The following is a 17979-nucleotide window of genomic DNA, read 5'->3' as shown; positions in this document are numbered from 1 at the left end:
CTGTGAAGAATTGCCCCCAGCCGACACGGCAAGGGGCTTTGAGTGCCGATGGCTCTAGACTGCCGATTTGTTTGTCAGGGCGATAACTTCAGCCAGGGACTTCGGAGTTTTGCCCTTGGTCGCCTGTGCTGGCTTCTTGGTGTTCAGATCCTTGTAGAACTCCTGATAACTCTGGGGAGCCACTTTCGGCTTTGCAGTGGCCTTGGCTGACACTGAGGCCGGTGGTCGACCATTTGTGATTGCCATCACATCGGCCAAGCTCTTCGGCTGGCCGTGCTTCTTAATGAGGGCTTCCGGCGACTGCTTCGCAGATCGACCTTCCGAGTGAGAGTTCATCGCAGTAATGAGCCGGGCCTGTGCAAGCTGCTTCACGCGCGTGGGCGTGTTCTTGAACCGGCTGACGTCAAGGGATGCAGTGATCTGAACAGGGCCAGAAACGTTTGTGGCAAATCCCAGCGATCGAGCATCGTGGGCCCCAAGCCATTTCTCCTCGTTCATCCAGGCTTTGACGATCTGCTCTGGCTGACCGGTTCTCTGGCTGATGATTTGGGCCATCTTGCGGTTAAGCTGGTGCAGCATTTGTGCCGCCCCTTCCATCTCTCGAACACCGCCAACGGCCTCTACAGACGCGTTATGAATCATCAACTCGGCGTTCTCCGACATCTCACGAACATCACCAGCCAGGAAGATGATCGAAGCGGCAGAAGCCACGATACCGGTTGCCCGAGTGCGAACCTTCTGAGGGGCGCTAATCAGCTTTTCGTAAATAGCAATGCCTGCATACGCATCGCCCCCTGTGCTGGAGATCTCAACCAGGATCTCCCGGGCGGTGCGGTTGGCATCCAGGAACCGCTGCAGATCCCCAAGCGTGAAGCCTGCATTACCGCTTTCGGCTCTCTCGATGGTGTCGTAGATGTAGAGCGTCGGGACCGTCCCGGAGCCTGCATCTGCTCGAATCTGAAAACTCATAAACATCCTCCAAATGTGTTGTGACCAGGTACTGAACCGACATTGGCGCAGACCGTAGGCCACAGAATTGACATTGATTGAAAACGCCCCGCCATCAGCAGTCGGCGGAAGCCTGCAACTTAGAAGAGACGACTGGTCTACTTAGAGCGACCAGCACGCGACTGAGACAGATTGAACGTCGTGCCTGCATTCACCTTCGCTGAACTACTTCGCCGGTGAATGCCACGGCCATCAACCGGCGACTTGAAACTGGTCAGTATTGACCAGACTTTCGAGATCCGCGATTCACCCCTGTTTTTACATCCCATCAAACTTCCCTTTCGTCAACTTTTCTGAACCGCCACGAACCAGGGAACACCCCTCGTTTCTGACCAGTTCGCATTCGTTACTCAGTCATCGTCAGACGTCCGCATTTAGCCCACAACAGCCAGCGACTGGGATGCGGTAAACTTGCTTCCCCGCTGGCTTCCAGTGCGTCCTGAGCGATTCTGGGACCACTGCGTGTAGATACCTGCCAAATTGACTCCTCCGCAGGCTGAGGGAAGGAAAAAAATCCTCAGAGAGGACCCGTTGCTCCCCCACCCCTTACGATGCTTCCTTGGGCTGGTTGACCAATCGTCGGAGGCGAACGACTTCAGCCAACAGTCGTGGCACGTCGTCGCGAGCATGTGCGATAAACTCAGCGTCCGCCTTAGGGTCGTTGGTTGGCCCAAAGTCTCCCATTCGACCGACGATAATTGATTCATCTTCATCCATGACGCAGACTGTTCCACCGAGTGAGGAACCGTTCTCGTCTCTGAAGCCCACGACCCATTGGCAATCCGTCGCCTTTGAGCATCTCAGCTGAATTGCAGAGAGTTCCGATTCAGTAATAGGCTGTTGTTTATGCTCCCGCTGCATGAATTCCGTAAACGTCTGCATTCCGAGCAGGTCGACGCTTCGGCTAACGGCCATCTCCAAGCTGCCCGCCGCGTTCTGTGCCGCGAATCGGGTTCCCCGCAATGTGCCGTGAATTTCTTCCATGTAACCCGAAATTGAATCCAGGCATCCCGCCACATGAAACAGTGGTTTGAGCCGTTCGGCGATCAACAGCAATGCAGCCATCATGTTTAGGCTGTCAACCTGAGACATGAACGGGCGAACCCGTTCCATCATTCCCCGGCAATTGCTGACAGTCGCCACCATTTCCGGTTCCGTTATGACTGCTCCACTCGCGATTCCATGGTTGTTTTCAAGTAAGTCTGTGATCTTGTTTGTCATCCATTATTCCTTAGAAAGGGCCAGAGAAAGTTGCAGTAACGGGATTGGTCAACAGTGCGTTTGTGTTATGAAATTGCCACTTATGGGTGCTTTCTGTTGTTGGGGATTTGGGATTTCCCACACGTGTGGGAAAATGTGGGAAGTGTGTGGGAAAGTTAAGTTGCTTTCTGGCAAACAGTTAAGTGCGGTTTCCCACATTTCACACACTTTGAGTGGTGTTCCAGATATACGCTCGTTTCGAGTTGCCACCGATGCAGGTGCAACAACCAATTCTGGCGAGGGAGTCTAGAGCAATAGCGGCATCTTGTGTTGTTGGAAACAAGTCTCTGTGACTTGACCTCAAACCACGTGCGTCGACTGACTCACCTCTTGCTGCACGCTTCAGGAAGTATTGCCGAACCTTCGAGAATGCTTTCTCATCAAGTGGCTTTGTCTCGCTGATGAATTTCTGGTTGCTGGAGAAATTGACCACCTCTCTCAACTCTCCGAAATACCACCAGGCAATCTCCCTCGCCTCTCTCAGTGTCTGTTCAGAGATGCGTTCATCAGGATCGAAGACCGGGGGTTCTCTTTGGGCTTGTTTTGCAGTGTGAAGGATGAGGGCAATTCTCAGGACATAGCCACGCATCTTTGAGAGAAATGTCTTCTCTTCAAATGTGGCGAGTTCACTTGCCCTCTCTTGTTCTATCTCTTCAAACACAACGTGAAACAAATCCCACGCGTTGTAATCCAGTTCGATTAGATCCGGCTCTGGGTTACCGAACTCATTGAGTTTGAGTTCCAATCCATAGCGAATGGTCCAGATGAGGTTTGACCAACGAGCTTGAATCTCTTCTGAGAGCCTGTCGTCTTGTAGCTTCACCGGCATGTCGGGGGGGAAGCTAAACAAGAAACGAGAGAACAGCCCGTTATCTGTGTTGTCGCCCCTAAAGAGCTTGCACAGAATGTTTGGTTGAATGCCACCTAGAATTGACAGGTATGCACGCGGGATTCGGATGATAGGTGGAAACGACTGTTTTCTATCAATCTCGATGGTATTCGCGTTGAATGCCTCCAGGTATTTTGCAACATCTGATCCACCTTTGTTGTACTGATTGAATGACATCATCCAGCCAGATAGCTCATCCTTGATTAGCCCTAGTCCACGCGGATTAAGTGACAACTGGACGGCCAGCGACTCAACTGTCGCATCGTCAATAGTCGTTCTCTTGAAGTGTGGTGGAATTGGCTCGGCAGACCTGAACCACTCAGTCGGTATCTCTCCATCTTCGCTTTCCTCTGGTGGATCTTTGCGTTTCACTTTGGGCTGAGACTTCTTGGCCTTTGCTTGCTGGTCGAACTCCTGTTTTTGAGTTTCGTAAACCTTCCTCTCTTTGCAGAATTCAGAATAACTGTGTTCCTGAATCTCTTTTAATGGCCTCGTCACGGTCTTCAGCACTGGCGTTTTGAGTGAACCAGGCTGACCAATCAACGCCCCCCAAAAAACTGGAGGCTCTTTCCAGTCTTTTCGACCGACCAGACGCGTGTTTCCCATTGCAGTAGAGATAACTGCAAGCGATGCGGTTGATGGATGCCCCAGTGAACAACTCAGGGACTTGGCAACAGCAACTGCGAATTCTCGAACACGACTTGGCAGTGAATCGACTGGAAAGTCTTCGTAGTGAAAATGTGTGGGAATGTGGGAAACCAAATCTAAGTCCTTTATTGAATTGCGTTTAACATTCCCACACGTTTCCCACAAAATCCCACATTTCCCACACATGCGGGTTGCAGGTTTGCATAACACGTATGGGTATGACGTGACGGGTGAGTGAATGTCGGCGAACTGAGCAAATGCGAGCCTGCATTAACTACGCACCAGTTGTTCCGCTGGCTGTGCTTCAGCCTTCAGCTTTGTGAACTCCTCTCGGTCCGGGCATCCCGCCGACAGCCAAAGATCAACGTCGGCTCGAACCCAGCGTTTCAGCGTTCCAAGCCGCACCGGCGTTGGAAGCTTTCCGTTCTTGTCGAGCTTCGCAATCATGCGGTCGCTGCACTCCAAGAGAGCCGCCATTGCATTCGTGTCGAGTGTGGCGTTTGCTGGGGTCTGGATCTGTAGTGTTGCAGTGCTCATTACGATTTGCTTTCTTTTTGGTGGTTAGACTTTAATTTGTGGATTGTTAAACAGAATGAAGCTGGCGATTGACCTCAATGCTTCGTCACTCTGAGGGTGACGCTTGTCGATGCTCTTAATCTGATTGATGATCTCGACTGAAATCGCAATCGGATTGTGCTTCGAAAGTGCCTGCTCTCGCATGCGTGCGAACTCGGCTTGTAGAGGATCTTGTTTCACCTCCGGTTCTTCAGGTGGTAGTGGTTTAGGTTTCTCCAGTTCTTTGACTGGAGAAACAGAACGATTGACGTGATTCTGGATCGCTTGCGGTTGTTCCTTTTTGGGAAGCGATGCGATGCGTTCCGCTGGAGTCGCCTTGATCGTTCCTGCCTGTACAGCCTCGACAAGCTCGGGTGAACCGTCTCGGAGAACCTTCTTGCATGCCGCTGCTGTTCTGCGACCGATGCCAACCGCTTCTGCTGCGTCGTTCAGGCTGATCGGTTCGACTTCTGGATCAAGGTGCGCCGGTGCACTTTGATCTTTGGCGGAATCCAGCTTCCTGTCTCCACCATGCTTCATGTTCGCCAACTTGGCGGCAGTCATTCCCCACTGTGCTTCCGTCATGTGACGGCGTTCTTTGTTCAGACTGATAATGCGAGCACGCTGAACTTGGAAGCTGGCAGTAGCTACTGGCTCAAAGAGCGGTTCGACACCAGCCATTTTGCAGGCTGCGAGACGGTTTCGACCGTCAATGATTCGGTCTTGATCGTCGATCAGGATCGGCAGTTGCAGGCCGTTTGCCTTGATGTCTTCGGCCAGAGCAAGAAGCTCGTCCGTCGTCATCAAGGGGAAGATTTCTAAGTGTGGGTGAATGTTCATGGTTAGGGTACTCACTCCGCTTCGATTGTTCTCAGTGTGGTAAACGCTCCAACGTCAGGAGCCAGGGGGGTGCGCAGACCGTAGGCCAGTGAATTGCAGACTGGCGAGGCTTCTGTGCGTGTACGTTCTCGTATGTGGCCGTCTGGTTCCGAACACGCTTGAATCGTGGTGTGTTACCACTTGCCCTCTACAGATGGGCGAGTTCGTACCGAGATTGGCAATTTTGGATGGAAAATCTTTTCAGATTTCTGAAATAGTTCTAAACCGGATCACCTTGTTCTGAACGTGTCTGAACCGTAGTGCGTTAAGTGCGTGCCTCTACAATAGGGCGCAATCCGCCCGAAGCCTGAACGGGAATTCCGCTCAAACACTAGGAAAACGCAATTTCAGAACTCAAAATGGGTCAAAAGATTCCCGTTGATTCCCGTTGTGCTACCGTTCAGGATGTTGCCGCTTCCTGTTCCGCTCTATTTGGTCAAGAATCTCTGCGTGCAGAGAATCGTCTCGAAACCAGCAACGCAAAATGTTCTCTTTCGCTCGCTTGCCGTCCATCATCACATGGATTTCGCCGCGACTGGCTCGACTGCGAAGCGTCTTTTCCGTGATATCCATCGCCAAGCAAATCTCACCCTGAGTTGCGATGATCGGCTGATGGAACTGCCGCCACCAGGTAAGTGAATTCGGCGGTTGCTCGCTCTTGGTCCAGTCACCATGACGGCGCCTAGCTGGCGCTGCAACCAGTTCTGTTGGCTCCTCGTCTCCAGGCACCGCGACGGCTTCAGGCTCGCTTTCTCCGAAGTTCAGCATCAGGAACCGCAACAGTGCCGATAGTCGGTCAATGGCCTGAAACGTCGCCTCTCTGGTTGCCGATCCCGGAACCGTTCCATTCAGCCTGCGAGCCAGGAACGCGAATTCGATAGCAGGCTGTGGGCTGATGCCTTGCCCCTGCTTTCGGTTGATCTCAACTGACCATGCAGCCAGGATGTCAGACACGGCCAACAGGAGTTCGCTGTCTGCCTCGACCCGTTCCCATTCAGCAACCTGCTGCTGAATCCAAGAGACTTGACGCCAGAGTAGTCCTAACAGAGTCGTGAGCGATGCAGGGGAGCCGATACACTTAGCCGCCCATTGTTTTGTTTCCGACAGTGGAACCCAGTCCATTGAGTCGAACCACTCTGAATCAGTCGCTTCACTCATTGCGTTGTCTGTCTCTCGAATACTTCAATGTGGGCATCTGATGTGCAATGTGACGTGCAAACCTGACCAAAGCAAGAATTCACAGCGTTTCAGGCTGTTTATCGAGTCCTGTCGCGACCACTCTCTTTCCCTCTTTTCTCAGGGAACCACTGCTTTCCCTACGAATTCTGTGGGTTTTCTTTACCAGCATTGCGACCTCGTTGACGCTGTTCTGCTGATTCTTAACGCTGGAGAGAGAGTCGGCTGAGTTGCTTTATGCATGTGTCTCACGTTCTCTTGCAGTGTGATCGCTCAGGAAATTGCAAAAAGCACAAGGGACAGTAACTCACATGACGTTGCTTAGTTGAGGCGACTGGTCGCTTTGAACGTGTTGCAAGGATCGAATACGCTGGCAATGCATAGTGATGGGTGACGCAACCCGGACGCAGATGGGCTCGCCTGATCATTGATGGCCACTGGTTGTTTCTGGCCGGATGGGTTGCCGCTGCGGAATGCGAGATTACCGAGAAAGTCGCCGTTTTGAGCGTTTCGCTTTTACTGTGTGTGGACAAACAAACCCCGGCCAGTTGCTTACCAGGCCGGAGTTCATTTTCGCTATCAGACCTGCCTGACTGCATTAAGTCGGATACGCAGGTACGCGGTATGTCTCATTTGTCATTGAGTCATCCGACGGTCTCAGGGGCAACGATGCGCACTTCAGCAATGTCTTCACTCAGGTGATGAGTGTCCGCGACCACAGCTGTCAGGTCTGTTGAGCACTCGACTGGCAATGGGAGTATTTCATTGCTCGATATCGGAATCGTGTCGCTCTCAGAGAATGAAGATTCGACAACGTCGGTTTCAACGGATTCGACCGATTCTGAAACGAGCGCTTCATCATTAGGCTGCGTTTCGACGGTTCCTTCCAAAACTTTTCCGGGGTCGGAAAAGCTCACCTTTGGAGGCGGTGCGACCCATTCACGGAGATATTGGCCAACGCGTTCATAGAATTCCAGAATCAAACCTTGCGTGTCCTGAACGAATGTCTGCGAACCCTTGAATCGGCCGGCTAAGTCTCGCGAAACGATGATTTCAAAAGCGACTGGCGGCAATGTTGTCTTGTCTGACAGGGCAACATCAGGGTTCAACTTCAGTGCAGCCAGGGTGGCAAAAGTGTCAGGTGTTCGCGATGGCCAGGACACTTTAACAATCAGTCCATCATCGGGAACATTCTTGAGTTGCCCGAGAATCCAGTTAATGCGTGCTTTAGCCCTGACGCGGTCCTCAGGTGCCTTCAGCTTCATCGAGCATGAGACAGTCCGACGTTTAAAGTCGACAGCAAATCGGATTCGTGATGCGGCATGTGGAATTTCAAATTCCGTATCCAGAACATGGCCAATGGCCAACGACTGACAATCATCCGCAAGGCGTTTTAGCGGATCTTGAAGGTATTCACGTTTGAGCGGGACCGTCACGCTCTGTCCAACTGCGACGCTCATCTCCAATGACAGGCTTCGGATAAACTGGTGCCAGCTCCCGACGCTCTCAGCAACCTCGGAGGACGATTTGTTGACCGGCATTCCACTATGAATCGTTCCACAAACATCTTTCCATTCGGAATTCATCCGCTCGAAAGAAAGAATGCCGGAACTGGGGTGTTGGAGGTATCGTACGAATTCCGTGAGAATATATCCCTGATCGTGGTCGGCAACTCCATAGTGCTTTGTCCACATGATTGCTTCCGTAATCAGGTGCATCCATGACCAGTGATAGACAGAAGCGTTCCGCAACTTAATCTTGTTTAGTTGCAGAGGATGATGGGTCGAGTCGGCAACAGACAGATTTGAAATCGTAATAACGGCATCAATACCATGTTCTTTGCAGAGATCGAGATACGATTCGATCTGCTCTTTGTTTAGGTCGGCCTTGCCAATCTTGCTTTCGACCAGCGCCCGCCATTCTTTATTGCCTGTTTTGACGATTAGCAGTCCATCTGGACGGAGCCGATTTGCAGGATCTCCTTTTAAGACAACCTCAGTGAATCCCTGTATTTTCGATGTCTTCCCTACACGGACTCCAATTGAGTTTAAAAGGCCTTTCCCAAATTCTTCTACTGACATCATTGTTGCCAGTAGAATTGAAGTAATGCGGCATTCGCGACTGGTGTCTGCAACTGATGGGATTAGCCGGGCTTTTTCCCCGCCAATCAGAAACTCCGGACGAGGAAGGTCGAACAATGCCATTGTGTAGCCCTTGTGCATATATAAAATGAACAGCCCAGCACAGTGGATAACATTCTGCCTTGCAATGATGCGAAGTGCAACAAACGACAAGAATCGGGCGTTTCAATTCCAAATTAAGCTATGGATGAGCTTCAGGATTCGAAGTTCGAAAGAAATGTCGGGCGGCCATTAATTGGGGCGGTATTGTCGATGGATGAATCTTCTCGCACTTTGAATCGGATATGCTGTTGCGTGATGGACTTCCTTGTCGCTCAAGCAATCTTTGGTGTGGCAGCAGCGTTTTTATTGACCCTTCTTGATGACAATCCTGTCAGGATGGCGTGCCTCGGTGGGATGACGATCCTGTGTTCTGTTCTGGTTGCATGGGAATCAGATGCACAGAGGCAACGTTTACGAAGAACGCTCTCTTCCGCCTCATCAATGGATAGGGCGATGGATTAAGCCTGCATCTGCGCCAGAAGTGATAATGACGGCTAGGCTTCTTGCGATTGACGTGCGAGCCAACTCACCGGAGGGAGAGAATTGCTTAAACTGACGCCCGACCACGAGCGTCGCCTTCTCACTTCATGTCCGATATTCGTGGGCTGATTGTGCTCTGGTCAGGAAATTTCAGTCCACCAAGAGATTCTCAATCGATCTCAACTTTGATCTTGTTCGAATCTGTTGTGTCTGAGTGCAGAAATTGTTTCATCTCCCAGATCTTCATGCGTTGGCCTTCAAGGAGTGCGATCCATTGCTCATCTGGTGATATTGCAATTTGCCCATGGTATCCCGGGAGGTAGTGCAATCGTTTCATTGCGTTCATGTCGAACAGACTGGTGCCCATTCCATCCGACGTGAACCAAAGCCGCCCATCATCGGTCGCACTGCTTTCGCGTGCGTTGTATGCAACTTGAACGCGTCCTATGAACTTATCTTCGCGTGGATCGATTAGGCGCAGTGAATGACCTGAAGTTGCGGCGCTGATATGTCTTCCTCGTGAAGTCAGCTGCATTCTCTTGATGTTTTCATGTGGTTCAGCATCGATGCTCGCCGTCCTGATCAGATCTCCGGAAACAAGTGTCTGGTTGACAAGAATAACTTTGCCGTTGTTTGCGTTTTCGCTGGTTGGTCCTTCATAGGAAGCGATGTACAGAGTGTCATCCGGAAGAATGACAACTGCTTCAACAGCACCAGTCACAGGTTTCCACTCACGCTGGATGTCCCCTGTGTTCGTATCAAGGATCAGGACTGTGGACTGTTTTGGATCGCTCTGGTTCTGAAACAGAGCGACAGTATGACTTCCGTCCTTGCTAATGCTCAGATGCGTCACTTTCTGTCCTTCGCGAGCCAGTCTCCACTGAATCAGTTCCTTATCGGATTGGTTGAATTGCACTTTCGCGATGGTGCCATATTCCGTTCCAACGACGATTGACTCGTTGTTCAAATATGCAATCTGGAAGAGTCCTGTCATGTCCAGATCGAACTCTTTAAACCCATCTTGCGCTCGATCTGCGGTGAATACCCGGTTCCATCCTGCGAAGTAGAGTTTCTCACTGTCCGGCGTCCAGGCCATGGCGGTCAGGCCGTTTGGAATGTTCGCAGGAATATTGTATTCCCGTTGCGGCGGTGGGAATTGAACTTGAAGTGGAGTGCGTTCCGGTCGCCTCAGTCCAGAGACGAGTCGACCGTGATGTCCGTTCGCTGAAGAATCAACAAGCTTTTCTCCGCTCGTTTCGTCAAGGTGGTAGAGAGCGATTGTTGATTGATCTGGTGTCTTGTGACGAGACGGGACGAAGTCGGAAGAATAATGGGCTCCACGACGAATATGGATTTCATCGACCCCTCCCTGAAGCAACGTTTCGCTCCCATGCCATGCAGCCGCTCCAATGATCCATGGCTTCTGGGCTGGCTCTCTTACATCTGCTCTCGTCACCGCTGCGACGAGTTGGCCATCAATATAGAGGCGATTTTCGAGTTGATCATCAATCACAGCTGCCAGGTGTGCGAAACGATGGCTGGGCAATCGCGTTTGACTTCTTGTGAGTGTTCCATCAGCACCGGATGCTGAAGGTGAGACTCTGATCACCGGGAAGTTCATGTTGGTTTCAACCACTGTTGTTTCATTGTGGAAGAAGAACTCACAGGATGAGTGAAACTGAAGCGGTACTGCCCAGACCCACATTTCAAAAGTCAGTGGTCCACTTCCGTCATCGATCAACGGGGTTTCAATCCAGGATGTCTTCCCGTCGAGTTCTGCATAGTGACCGGTTTCAGCAAGAGGAAGAATCATGGGGGAACTGGTCCCAGACGATGACGGCGTCGCCCTTGCTTTCATGGCGAGATCTGCAGGCGGCATCTGGCTGGCGCTCGCTTCGTCCTTTCGTTCAACGACAATTCGTCCCATGTTCTCGCCGTCCGGCTGGATCTCAACCTGGCGTACGTCACTCGGGATTTCGATCTTCGTTTGAGACCCATCTTTCTTTTGAAGCGTGATGACAATGACGCCCAGAAGCAAAGCGGCTGCGGCTCCCCCGAAACCGATGGCGAGCCGACGTCCGTTCGAAGGCGGCTTGTGTCGTGCTGGCTGAGAGGCAAGTGGAGTTGTCGGAAGCGAATCTCCTGAACTGTTCTGATAAGGGGCAGGGCTGGCAATGTGCGATGTGAAATTTGTGAACTGAGCGAGTTCGGCAGAGACTTCTTCTGCAGAAGCCGGTCGCTCTGAAGGAGTCTTCGAAATGAGGCGAAGGATCAGATCGGAAAGCGGTGCAGGAATTTCAGGATTGTCTTGAGAAGGTGAAGGAGGGTTGTAATTCGCGAGCTTGTTCAATGTCGCGATCATGGACTCGCCGGCAAATGGCTGAATACCGGTGACCATGCGATAAAGCAGGACGCCGAGACTGAAAAGATCGCTTCGGACATTGGCCGGCATTCCGGCGGCCTGTTCAGGTGGCATGTACGCCGGAGTTCCCATTACGGCGCCATTTATGGTGACGCCGTGACCATCGTCCTGATTGATGCTTCTGGCCAGCCCGAAATCGAGAATCGTCACTTTGGCGCGTGGTCCTTCCAGCCAGATGTTGCTCGGTTTAATATCCCGGTGAATCAATCCCAGTTTGTGGGCAGCATCAAGCCCTTCTGCAATCTCCTGTGCAATGCGGCACGCTTCACCAGCAGGAAGCCTGAGTTCGCGACGCAGTCGTGAATCAAGTGACTCCCCTTTCAGTACGGGCATGACGAGAAACGGAGTCCGGTTCTCTTCGCCGACGGCATAAATTGTCATGACATGTTTATGTTCAACCGCCGCCATCGCTCTGGCTTCTCGGAGGAAACGTGCTCTCGCAGATGCCGTTGCAGCGAGGTGATTCCCTATGACCTTAATGGCGACCTTTCGACCGAGCTTGCCATCCTCTGCGAGATAAACAGTTCCCATTCCCCCTTCGCCAAGTACTTTTAATAGTGTGAAGTCACCTAATCTGGTCGGGAGCTTTAGCACTGCCCGACCGTCAGCAGGCGTACTGTCATTCTGGTCACTAAAGCAGACAGTGTTATGCATCGAAGCGATGTCATTTTGATTGATCAGTTGATCAAACTGTAGAATGACCGCAACTCGCCGCTGTATCTCCTCGGCTAATTCTGGGTATTCCTGACAAAGTTCGGTGATAGAGATGTCGCCGCCGAGTTCGCGCTGATCGAACCAGTTGTCGACGAGTGACTGAATTTGGGACTCGGACATACTGAACTCCAATGACTTTCTGGCTGACAATTCCTGGTTTTCATCCTGAGGCATTGTCAGCTCTAAAAATGGGGGAGGCCTAAGCGGAATGTCCGACCACAAAGGACGGTTCGCTATGACGCACCCCAAAACTCAGCCGCGACCCGGCACTGGACGCCGGAGACAGCATGTATCGGAAAAGTCGTTCGCCAGTGTAATGAGATTTCTCTCAAGTAAGCGGCCTGTTGCGGATTAGGCATCTTTCAGGGGGGAATTCTGTCGTACAGGACGCTTTTAGGGGGGGCGAGATATCGTCGGTTCTTATGTGAATATTGCATGAACGCTTTCTACATATTTATGCGAATGCCGATACTGAAGGCGGACATGTAATCGCAAAAATTTGAATCGACAGTCGGAAGAACGGCTGCTAGGATCGGCTTATTCTGGCTCGTGAGAGATCGAATTCTAAGTTGACATCACAGCAGCTTACGGACACGATTAAAACTTCTTCGCACGGTCAGTCTGCTGCTTTTACGAGGTTCCGAACCAGGTTCGTTCGATTTGGGCAAATGCGACAGGTTGGCAGGAATCGATGACCGACACCTCGTTTTCAACAGAGAGCTTGCATCACTTGGTCGATCGCATTCAGAATGGGGATGTATCGGCAAAGAACGAGCTTCTCAAGATCGTTTCCGATCGTTTAGAACGTCTCGCCAGTCGAATGTTGCGCACATTTCCCGGAGTCAATCGCTGGGAAGAGACTGGTGATATTCTGCAGGCGTCGACATTGCGATTATTGCGGGCGCTCGAATCGCTTAAGCCTAATAATACGCGCGCATTCTTTGGCTTGGCTGCTCAGCAAATTCGACGAGAATTGATCGACCTGAACCGGCATTATCAAGGAACCTATGGGGCAGGTCGACATATTGCGATCGGTCCGACGGTTTGCGCTAGAGCAGGTCAGTCAGAAGTCGTCTTCGACGTGGTTGATCCCAACATGACCGCGAGCCACCTTGCCGAGTTGGAGCGTTGGGCGGAGTTCCACATTGCAATTGATATGCTCCCACCGGACCAGCGGGAACTGGTTGGACTCGTCTTTTATCACGGCTGGACGCAAGCGCAGATTGCAGAGCTTCTTGAACTGGATGTTCGCACTGTCCGTCGCTACTGGCAAGCCGCCTGTCTGCGTCTCCATGAGCTGTTAAACGGTCGCCTTCCAGAATCAGACTGGAACAGATAGTCATGCTCTCAGTGAAACTCGGCCTGCGGCTCTTCCACTGGGTGTTGTGAAAGAGCCCGCCAGGCCTTGAGCATGACATTACTTCGCACGAACCAGCTTCGTTGTCGCCGGGGATGATGGTGCAGATTTCAATCCTGCGGTATTCACACTTAAGACTCGGTAGCTGTGTTTCTTTCCAGCCTCTGCCGTGGCATCGGTGTACTCCATCACAACAAGTGGCTGTGTAGGGGTGTCGCTGTATTGCAGGTTCTGAAAGACCGGTCGTCCAAATGGATTCTTTGCTTGCTCCGGGAGCGTAGTAAGAACCTGACCGTCTCGTTCGATGATGAAACTGGCGAGCCCACTTTCAAGGTCAGCAACAGCATCCCAGGTGATCACGTTTCCTTTCAGTTGCACGTTGGTCGGTGGTGCAGGGGGAGTTGTGTCCTCCACCTTGGTGTCTTTGACGTACTGCATCCATGCTTTGGCAATCGCGGCGTTCGGATGCCATGACGCCTTTAACGGCTCTCCTTTGAATTCTTTAGTTGAAGCAGCTTCTGTTCCGGTAACGGGAGAGAGCCAAACATCGTCAGCAGGCATTGCGGCAAGCGTGAAATCATTATTCTTGGAGAGTCGGGCACTGAGGCAGGCATCCAGCCAAGGGATTGCAAAGTAACGCTGGTTCCCGCATTCATGTGCGGTTAGAGGATCAACAGAAACGCTGACGAGTCCCCCCTTGGAACGCACTTCGTTGAAGAAGACTTCATTGGCTGGCCAGACAGCGGCAAAGCGACCTTCTTTGTCCGCAACTCCTTCGTTGATTCCGAGGTTGCACATCATCGGAACCTGAAGTGCGGCCTCTGGCAACTGATGGGCCTTGATCGACGGACGATCTGGATTTGGCTGCAGCTGTGGAACTCCGGACCGGAGCCAGGCTGCTGCGACACGCTCGGGATACAACAGTGCCATTCCGCCAGCCCAGTGTCCTCCACCACTATGTCCCCAGAGAGCCCAGGGAACCTGAGACAGCTCAGGGTGACCGGACTTGGTCCCCAGATCCGCCAGCCCCTTCTGGAATGCATTGCCTGAACCGTTCCGAGGATCGCACCACATCTGGCAATCCGCTTTCTCAGGCTGTTCGTAAGCAGGGGACAGCAATGCACACTGGTGCTTTCTCGCGAGTGCTTGCCAGTGCAGGTCATAGGCACCGGTCAGGCCGGATCTGCATGATCCTTCCCCGCAACCGTGTTGATGTACAATGACTCCTCGTAGAACTTTGATTTCCGGTGGAATCCAGATGGTGTAGTTGACGCCGAAGATCAACTCTCCTGGCTGGGTAGAAGGTTCATACCGAACTCGGTAGTACGGTGGATTTGCTTCTGGAAAAACATCATACGGAGCCGGTTGTGCCATCAAGGTCGAAACCATGACCAATGGCAACAGAATCGCAGCGAGCACACGTCTCAGACAACACATCTTCATTGAAACGGCCTTTTTCGGAATGGGGACGTGATCGTATCTCAGCCTGTCATCTTTTCGTAACGAAAACACTGGAGCAGTCATGTGATTTGAAGTCGAATGGCGAATCGCATGATCAGTGGATGTCGATCGGTAGCAGACTGTATCATCCGTCAGTTCTGTTTAGCTATAGTACAGGCAGTGCTGAGAATGATTAAAACGCTGCCCAATTACCTTTGGCTAAGTGGCTTCTCAGATGCGCTGGTGAGCCGTGATTCGACTCGAAACGTTCAGCCTGGTCCTAAGTCAATGAATTCCGTAAGCGACCATCAGATCGTTGATCAGATCTACCGCAAGGAATCTCGGCGCATTTTTGCGACACTGGTCCGTCTGTTGGGGAATTTTGATCTTGCTGAAGAGGCGATGCACGAAGCATTCGTCGTCGCGGCAAAGAAGTGGCCGATCGATGGTGTTCCTGAGAACCCACGTGCATGGTTAATTTCGACGGGCCGCTTCAAAGCGGTTGATCTGATTCGCAGGCAACATCGCTTTGTAGAGAGTTATGGAGAGATTGCTGCACGGATTGACCAGATCTCTGCTGCGAATGTGGCGAAGGCGGATTCCGAAATTGAAGACGATCGACTGCGCATGATCTTCACCTGTTGTCATCCGGCGATTGCTCCCGAGATTCAGGTTGCGCTCACCTTGAGAGAAGTCTGTGGGCTGACAACGGACGAGATTTCAAGTGCGTTTCTAATGCGTCCCCCGACGATGGCACAAAGAATTGTTCGTGGGAAGGCGAAGATCAAGGAAGCAGGAATTCCATTTGAAATTCCTGCTGAAGCCGATCTTCCGGAGCGACTTGATTCCGTGTTAACCGTCATCTATCTCGTCTATAACGAAGGGTACTCCGCGTCGTCAGGAACGATGCTCACCAGAACTGATCTGACGAACGAAGCGATTCGATTGTGCAGACTTGTGCATGAATTGCTCCTCGGTCTGCAAGGACAATCTGGAGGGAAGGAATCAGCAGAGGAAGCCGGGGACTCGCATGCTCGCGGCCGGGACATCAGTTCGAGGGTCTCTGTGGATCGGTCTCTCAGTTCTGAAACGATTGGGCTGCTGGCATTGATGCTCTTGCAGGAGTCACGACGCCAGACACGCACTTCCCAGCAAGGAGATATTGTGCTTCTTGAAGATCAGGACCGATCGCTTTGGGATTCCGGCATGATTCTGGAAGGAACAAGACTGGTTGAGGAGTCCTTCAAGTCTGGCACGATTGGAGCCTATACCATTCAGGCTGCGATCGCGGCGGTTCACGCTTCGGCGACTTCTCCATCAGAGACGGATTGGACAGAGATTGTTGCATTGTACGATTTGTTGAATCAATGCTCTCCATCGCCTGTCATTCAATTGAATCGAGCGGTTGCTGTCGCGATGCGAGACGGCCCGTCTGCTGGACTCGATCTGATTGATGAACTTCTGCTCAACAATCAGCTGGCAGAATATCACCTGGCCTATGCCGCTAAAGCTGATCTCTGCCGACGCCTCGGCAGGCGGGATGATGCCCTTGAGAATTATGGACACGCGCTGGGACTGGTAAAGCAGGACCCAGAACGCCGCTTTCTGGAACGACGAATTGAGCAACTGCTTCAGGAGTGAGTCATCTCTCAATGGATTGAGAAGCCGCACGTGCATCCTGCGGCGCGATACTGTTTAATTCTTCCGGGATCAGCTGGGAAAATTTCGTTTTAGAATTCTCCGATAACTTCCCCGCCGGATCGTGTTCCTAGAGCTCGCCAGATCCGCAAGTCGATGTTCTCACTTATTGTTCTTACTGAACCGTCAACGAGAGCAGAATTGACAACACCGACATGATAACTTCGAGTCGTGATAATGGCATAAGTCGCAGCAGTGGAACTGGTCGCTTCCTGCTGGGATGTATAATCGATGTCGAGACCTGCAGGACAATCGTTTCCGCTTGAAGTCATATCGCTACCAGCAGGGATCTTTGCATTTGGGCCAGCTGTGGTTGTGAAGCCGATATGGTGAACACGTCCGTCCGGCCATTCGGTATGCCCGTTAGGGCGGCACCAGGAGAACGACGTTGGGATCTTGGCGACAACTTCAGACAGCGTCTCACCGGGTGCTGCCGTGCCTCCGACAGGAGCGGTATTTCTGCCATAGCGTTGACGCGCGCGAACTTCTGAAAGCAAAAGGGTGTGACTCGTTCCGTCGGTAAAACTGTTAATTCCAATTCGAGAATTCGGCCCGAACGCGCCGTCGCCAATCTGGCCATTGACCGGGTTGTAAACCAGCCATGTCCCAAAGTTCACTCCGTATGTGGTCGGGAACAGAGGGCTGGCAAGTTTCGGACTGACATCTCTGGGGTTATCTGAGTTCGGATCAGTTGGGCATGAGAACATCGGAACTTTTAATCCACTGAGAACGGACTGATCGTCCCATGCGATGGTCAAATCAATCTTTCGAAAGAGATTTCCCTGATCCAGAAAAGGCAGAATTCGTCCATGCACGCCCCAGGACGCATTCGTGTTGATGTTCCCTGTTGTTGTGATGGATGCCGTCGGAGGGAAGTATCTAAACATGGACTCGTAGTTGTGAAGTGCCAGTCCAAATTGTTTCAGGTGATTCTTGCATTGGGTCCGTCGAGCGGCTTCCCTTGCCTGTTGAACCGCTGGCAGAAGAAGTGCGATCAGAATTGCAATAATCGCGATGACGACCAGCAATTCAATGAGAGTGAATCCATCTCTCACTGTCTTGGTCTTCCTGTTCTTATTCGAAAGGTGAGACATCGAATTTTTTCCGCTGTAACGTCACGAATTTCTAATCGGATGACGTTGTGAACTACGTCCATTAAAGAAGAGGCCCCGAATCTTCCAACAGAGATGCTGAGGACTCTTCGCGAGCATCATTTCCAACGAAGAGGAATACGAAAGGACGACCAGACGGCACCAGGTGTTCTTGCGTA

The 17979-nt window shown here is 51.8% G+C and carries 12 protein-coding genes; 2 read left to right on the top strand and 10 right to left on the bottom strand.

Annotated elements, in window-relative coordinates; all coding sequences use genetic code 11:
• Positions 1-54: 54 nt before the first annotated feature.
• The 8 genes from SH527x_RS04770 to SH527x_RS04735 all read right to left on the bottom strand — a co-directional run bounded on the left by SH527x_RS04770 (position 55) and on the right by SH527x_RS04735 (position 12334).
• Complete coding sequence (locus SH527x_RS04770) at positions 55-969, bottom strand: head maturation protease, ClpP-related (protein WP_437193509.1); 915 nt, start codon at positions 967-969, stop codon at positions 55-57.
• A 585-nt stretch (positions 970-1554) separates the two neighbouring features.
• Positions 1555-2229, bottom strand: a complete 675-nt coding sequence (locus SH527x_RS04765) for a hypothetical protein (RefSeq protein ID WP_437193508.1) — start codon at positions 2227-2229, stop codon at positions 1555-1557.
• A gap of 199 nt (positions 2230-2428) precedes the next feature.
• A complete protein-coding gene (locus SH527x_RS04760; RefSeq protein WP_437193507.1) occupies positions 2429-3991 on the bottom strand; it encodes a YfjI family protein in 1563 nt (520 codons plus the stop codon).
• A gap of 84 nt (positions 3992-4075) precedes the next feature.
• The gene (locus SH527x_RS04755; protein WP_437193506.1) at positions 4076-4342 is read right to left on the bottom strand and encodes a helix-turn-helix transcriptional regulator; all 267 of its coding nucleotides are present in this window, start codon (positions 4340-4342) and stop codon (positions 4076-4078) included.
• 24 nt (positions 4343-4366) lie between these two features.
• Positions 4367-5164: a ParB N-terminal domain-containing protein gene (locus tag SH527x_RS04750; RefSeq protein WP_437193505.1), complete on the bottom strand. Its 798-nt coding sequence runs from the start codon at positions 5162-5164 to the stop codon at positions 4367-4369.
• A gap of 468 nt (positions 5165-5632) precedes the next feature.
• On the bottom strand, positions 5633-6397 hold the full coding sequence (locus SH527x_RS04745; RefSeq protein ID WP_437193504.1) for a hypothetical protein: 765 nt from the start codon (positions 6395-6397) through the stop codon (positions 5633-5635).
• 662 nt (positions 6398-7059) lie between these two features.
• Positions 7060-8619 carry a hypothetical protein gene (locus tag SH527x_RS04740; protein WP_437193503.1) on the bottom strand — a complete coding sequence of 520 codons (1560 nt, stop codon included), beginning with the start codon at positions 8617-8619 and terminating at the stop codon, positions 7060-7062.
• 628 nt (positions 8620-9247) lie between these two features.
• Complete coding sequence (locus tag SH527x_RS04735) at positions 9248-12334, bottom strand: protein kinase domain-containing protein (protein WP_437193502.1); 3087 nt, start codon at positions 12332-12334, stop codon at positions 9248-9250.
• Positions 12335-12905: 571 nt separating this feature from the next.
• On the opposite strand from SH527x_RS04735, the gene SH527x_RS04730 reads away from it, so the two are divergent.
• Complete coding sequence (locus SH527x_RS04730) at positions 12906-13553, top strand: RNA polymerase sigma factor (protein ID WP_437193501.1); 648 nt, start codon at positions 12906-12908, stop codon at positions 13551-13553.
• Positions 13554-13631: 78 nt separating this feature from the next.
• Here SH527x_RS04730 and SH527x_RS04725 read toward each other — a convergent pair whose 3' ends face one another.
• Positions 13632-15014: a hypothetical protein gene (locus SH527x_RS04725; protein WP_437193500.1), complete on the bottom strand. Its 1383-nt coding sequence runs from the start codon at positions 15012-15014 to the stop codon at positions 13632-13634.
• 285 nt (positions 15015-15299) lie between these two features.
• Here SH527x_RS04725 and SH527x_RS04720 point away from each other — a divergent pair, with 285 nt between their 5' ends.
• Entirely contained in the window at positions 15300-16652 is a 1353-nt protein-coding gene (locus tag SH527x_RS04720) for an RNA polymerase sigma factor (protein ID WP_437194585.1), read from the top strand.
• Between the two features lie 89 nt (positions 16653-16741).
• On the opposite strand, the gene SH527x_RS04715 is transcribed toward SH527x_RS04720, so the two are convergent.
• Positions 16742-17803 (bottom strand): DUF1559 domain-containing protein, encoded by a 1062-nt coding sequence (locus tag SH527x_RS04715; protein WP_437193499.1) that lies wholly within the window; start codon positions 17801-17803, stop codon positions 16742-16744.
• Positions 17804-17979: the final 176 nt, after the last annotated feature.

It is taken from the genome of Planctomicrobium limosum (genome assembly GCF_051465645.1).
Classification (GTDB): domain Bacteria; phylum Planctomycetota; class Planctomycetia; order Planctomycetales; family Planctomycetaceae; genus Planctomicrobium.
Note: the sequence above shows the minus strand (reverse complement) of the source record. Positions and strands in the feature narration are given on the sequence as shown.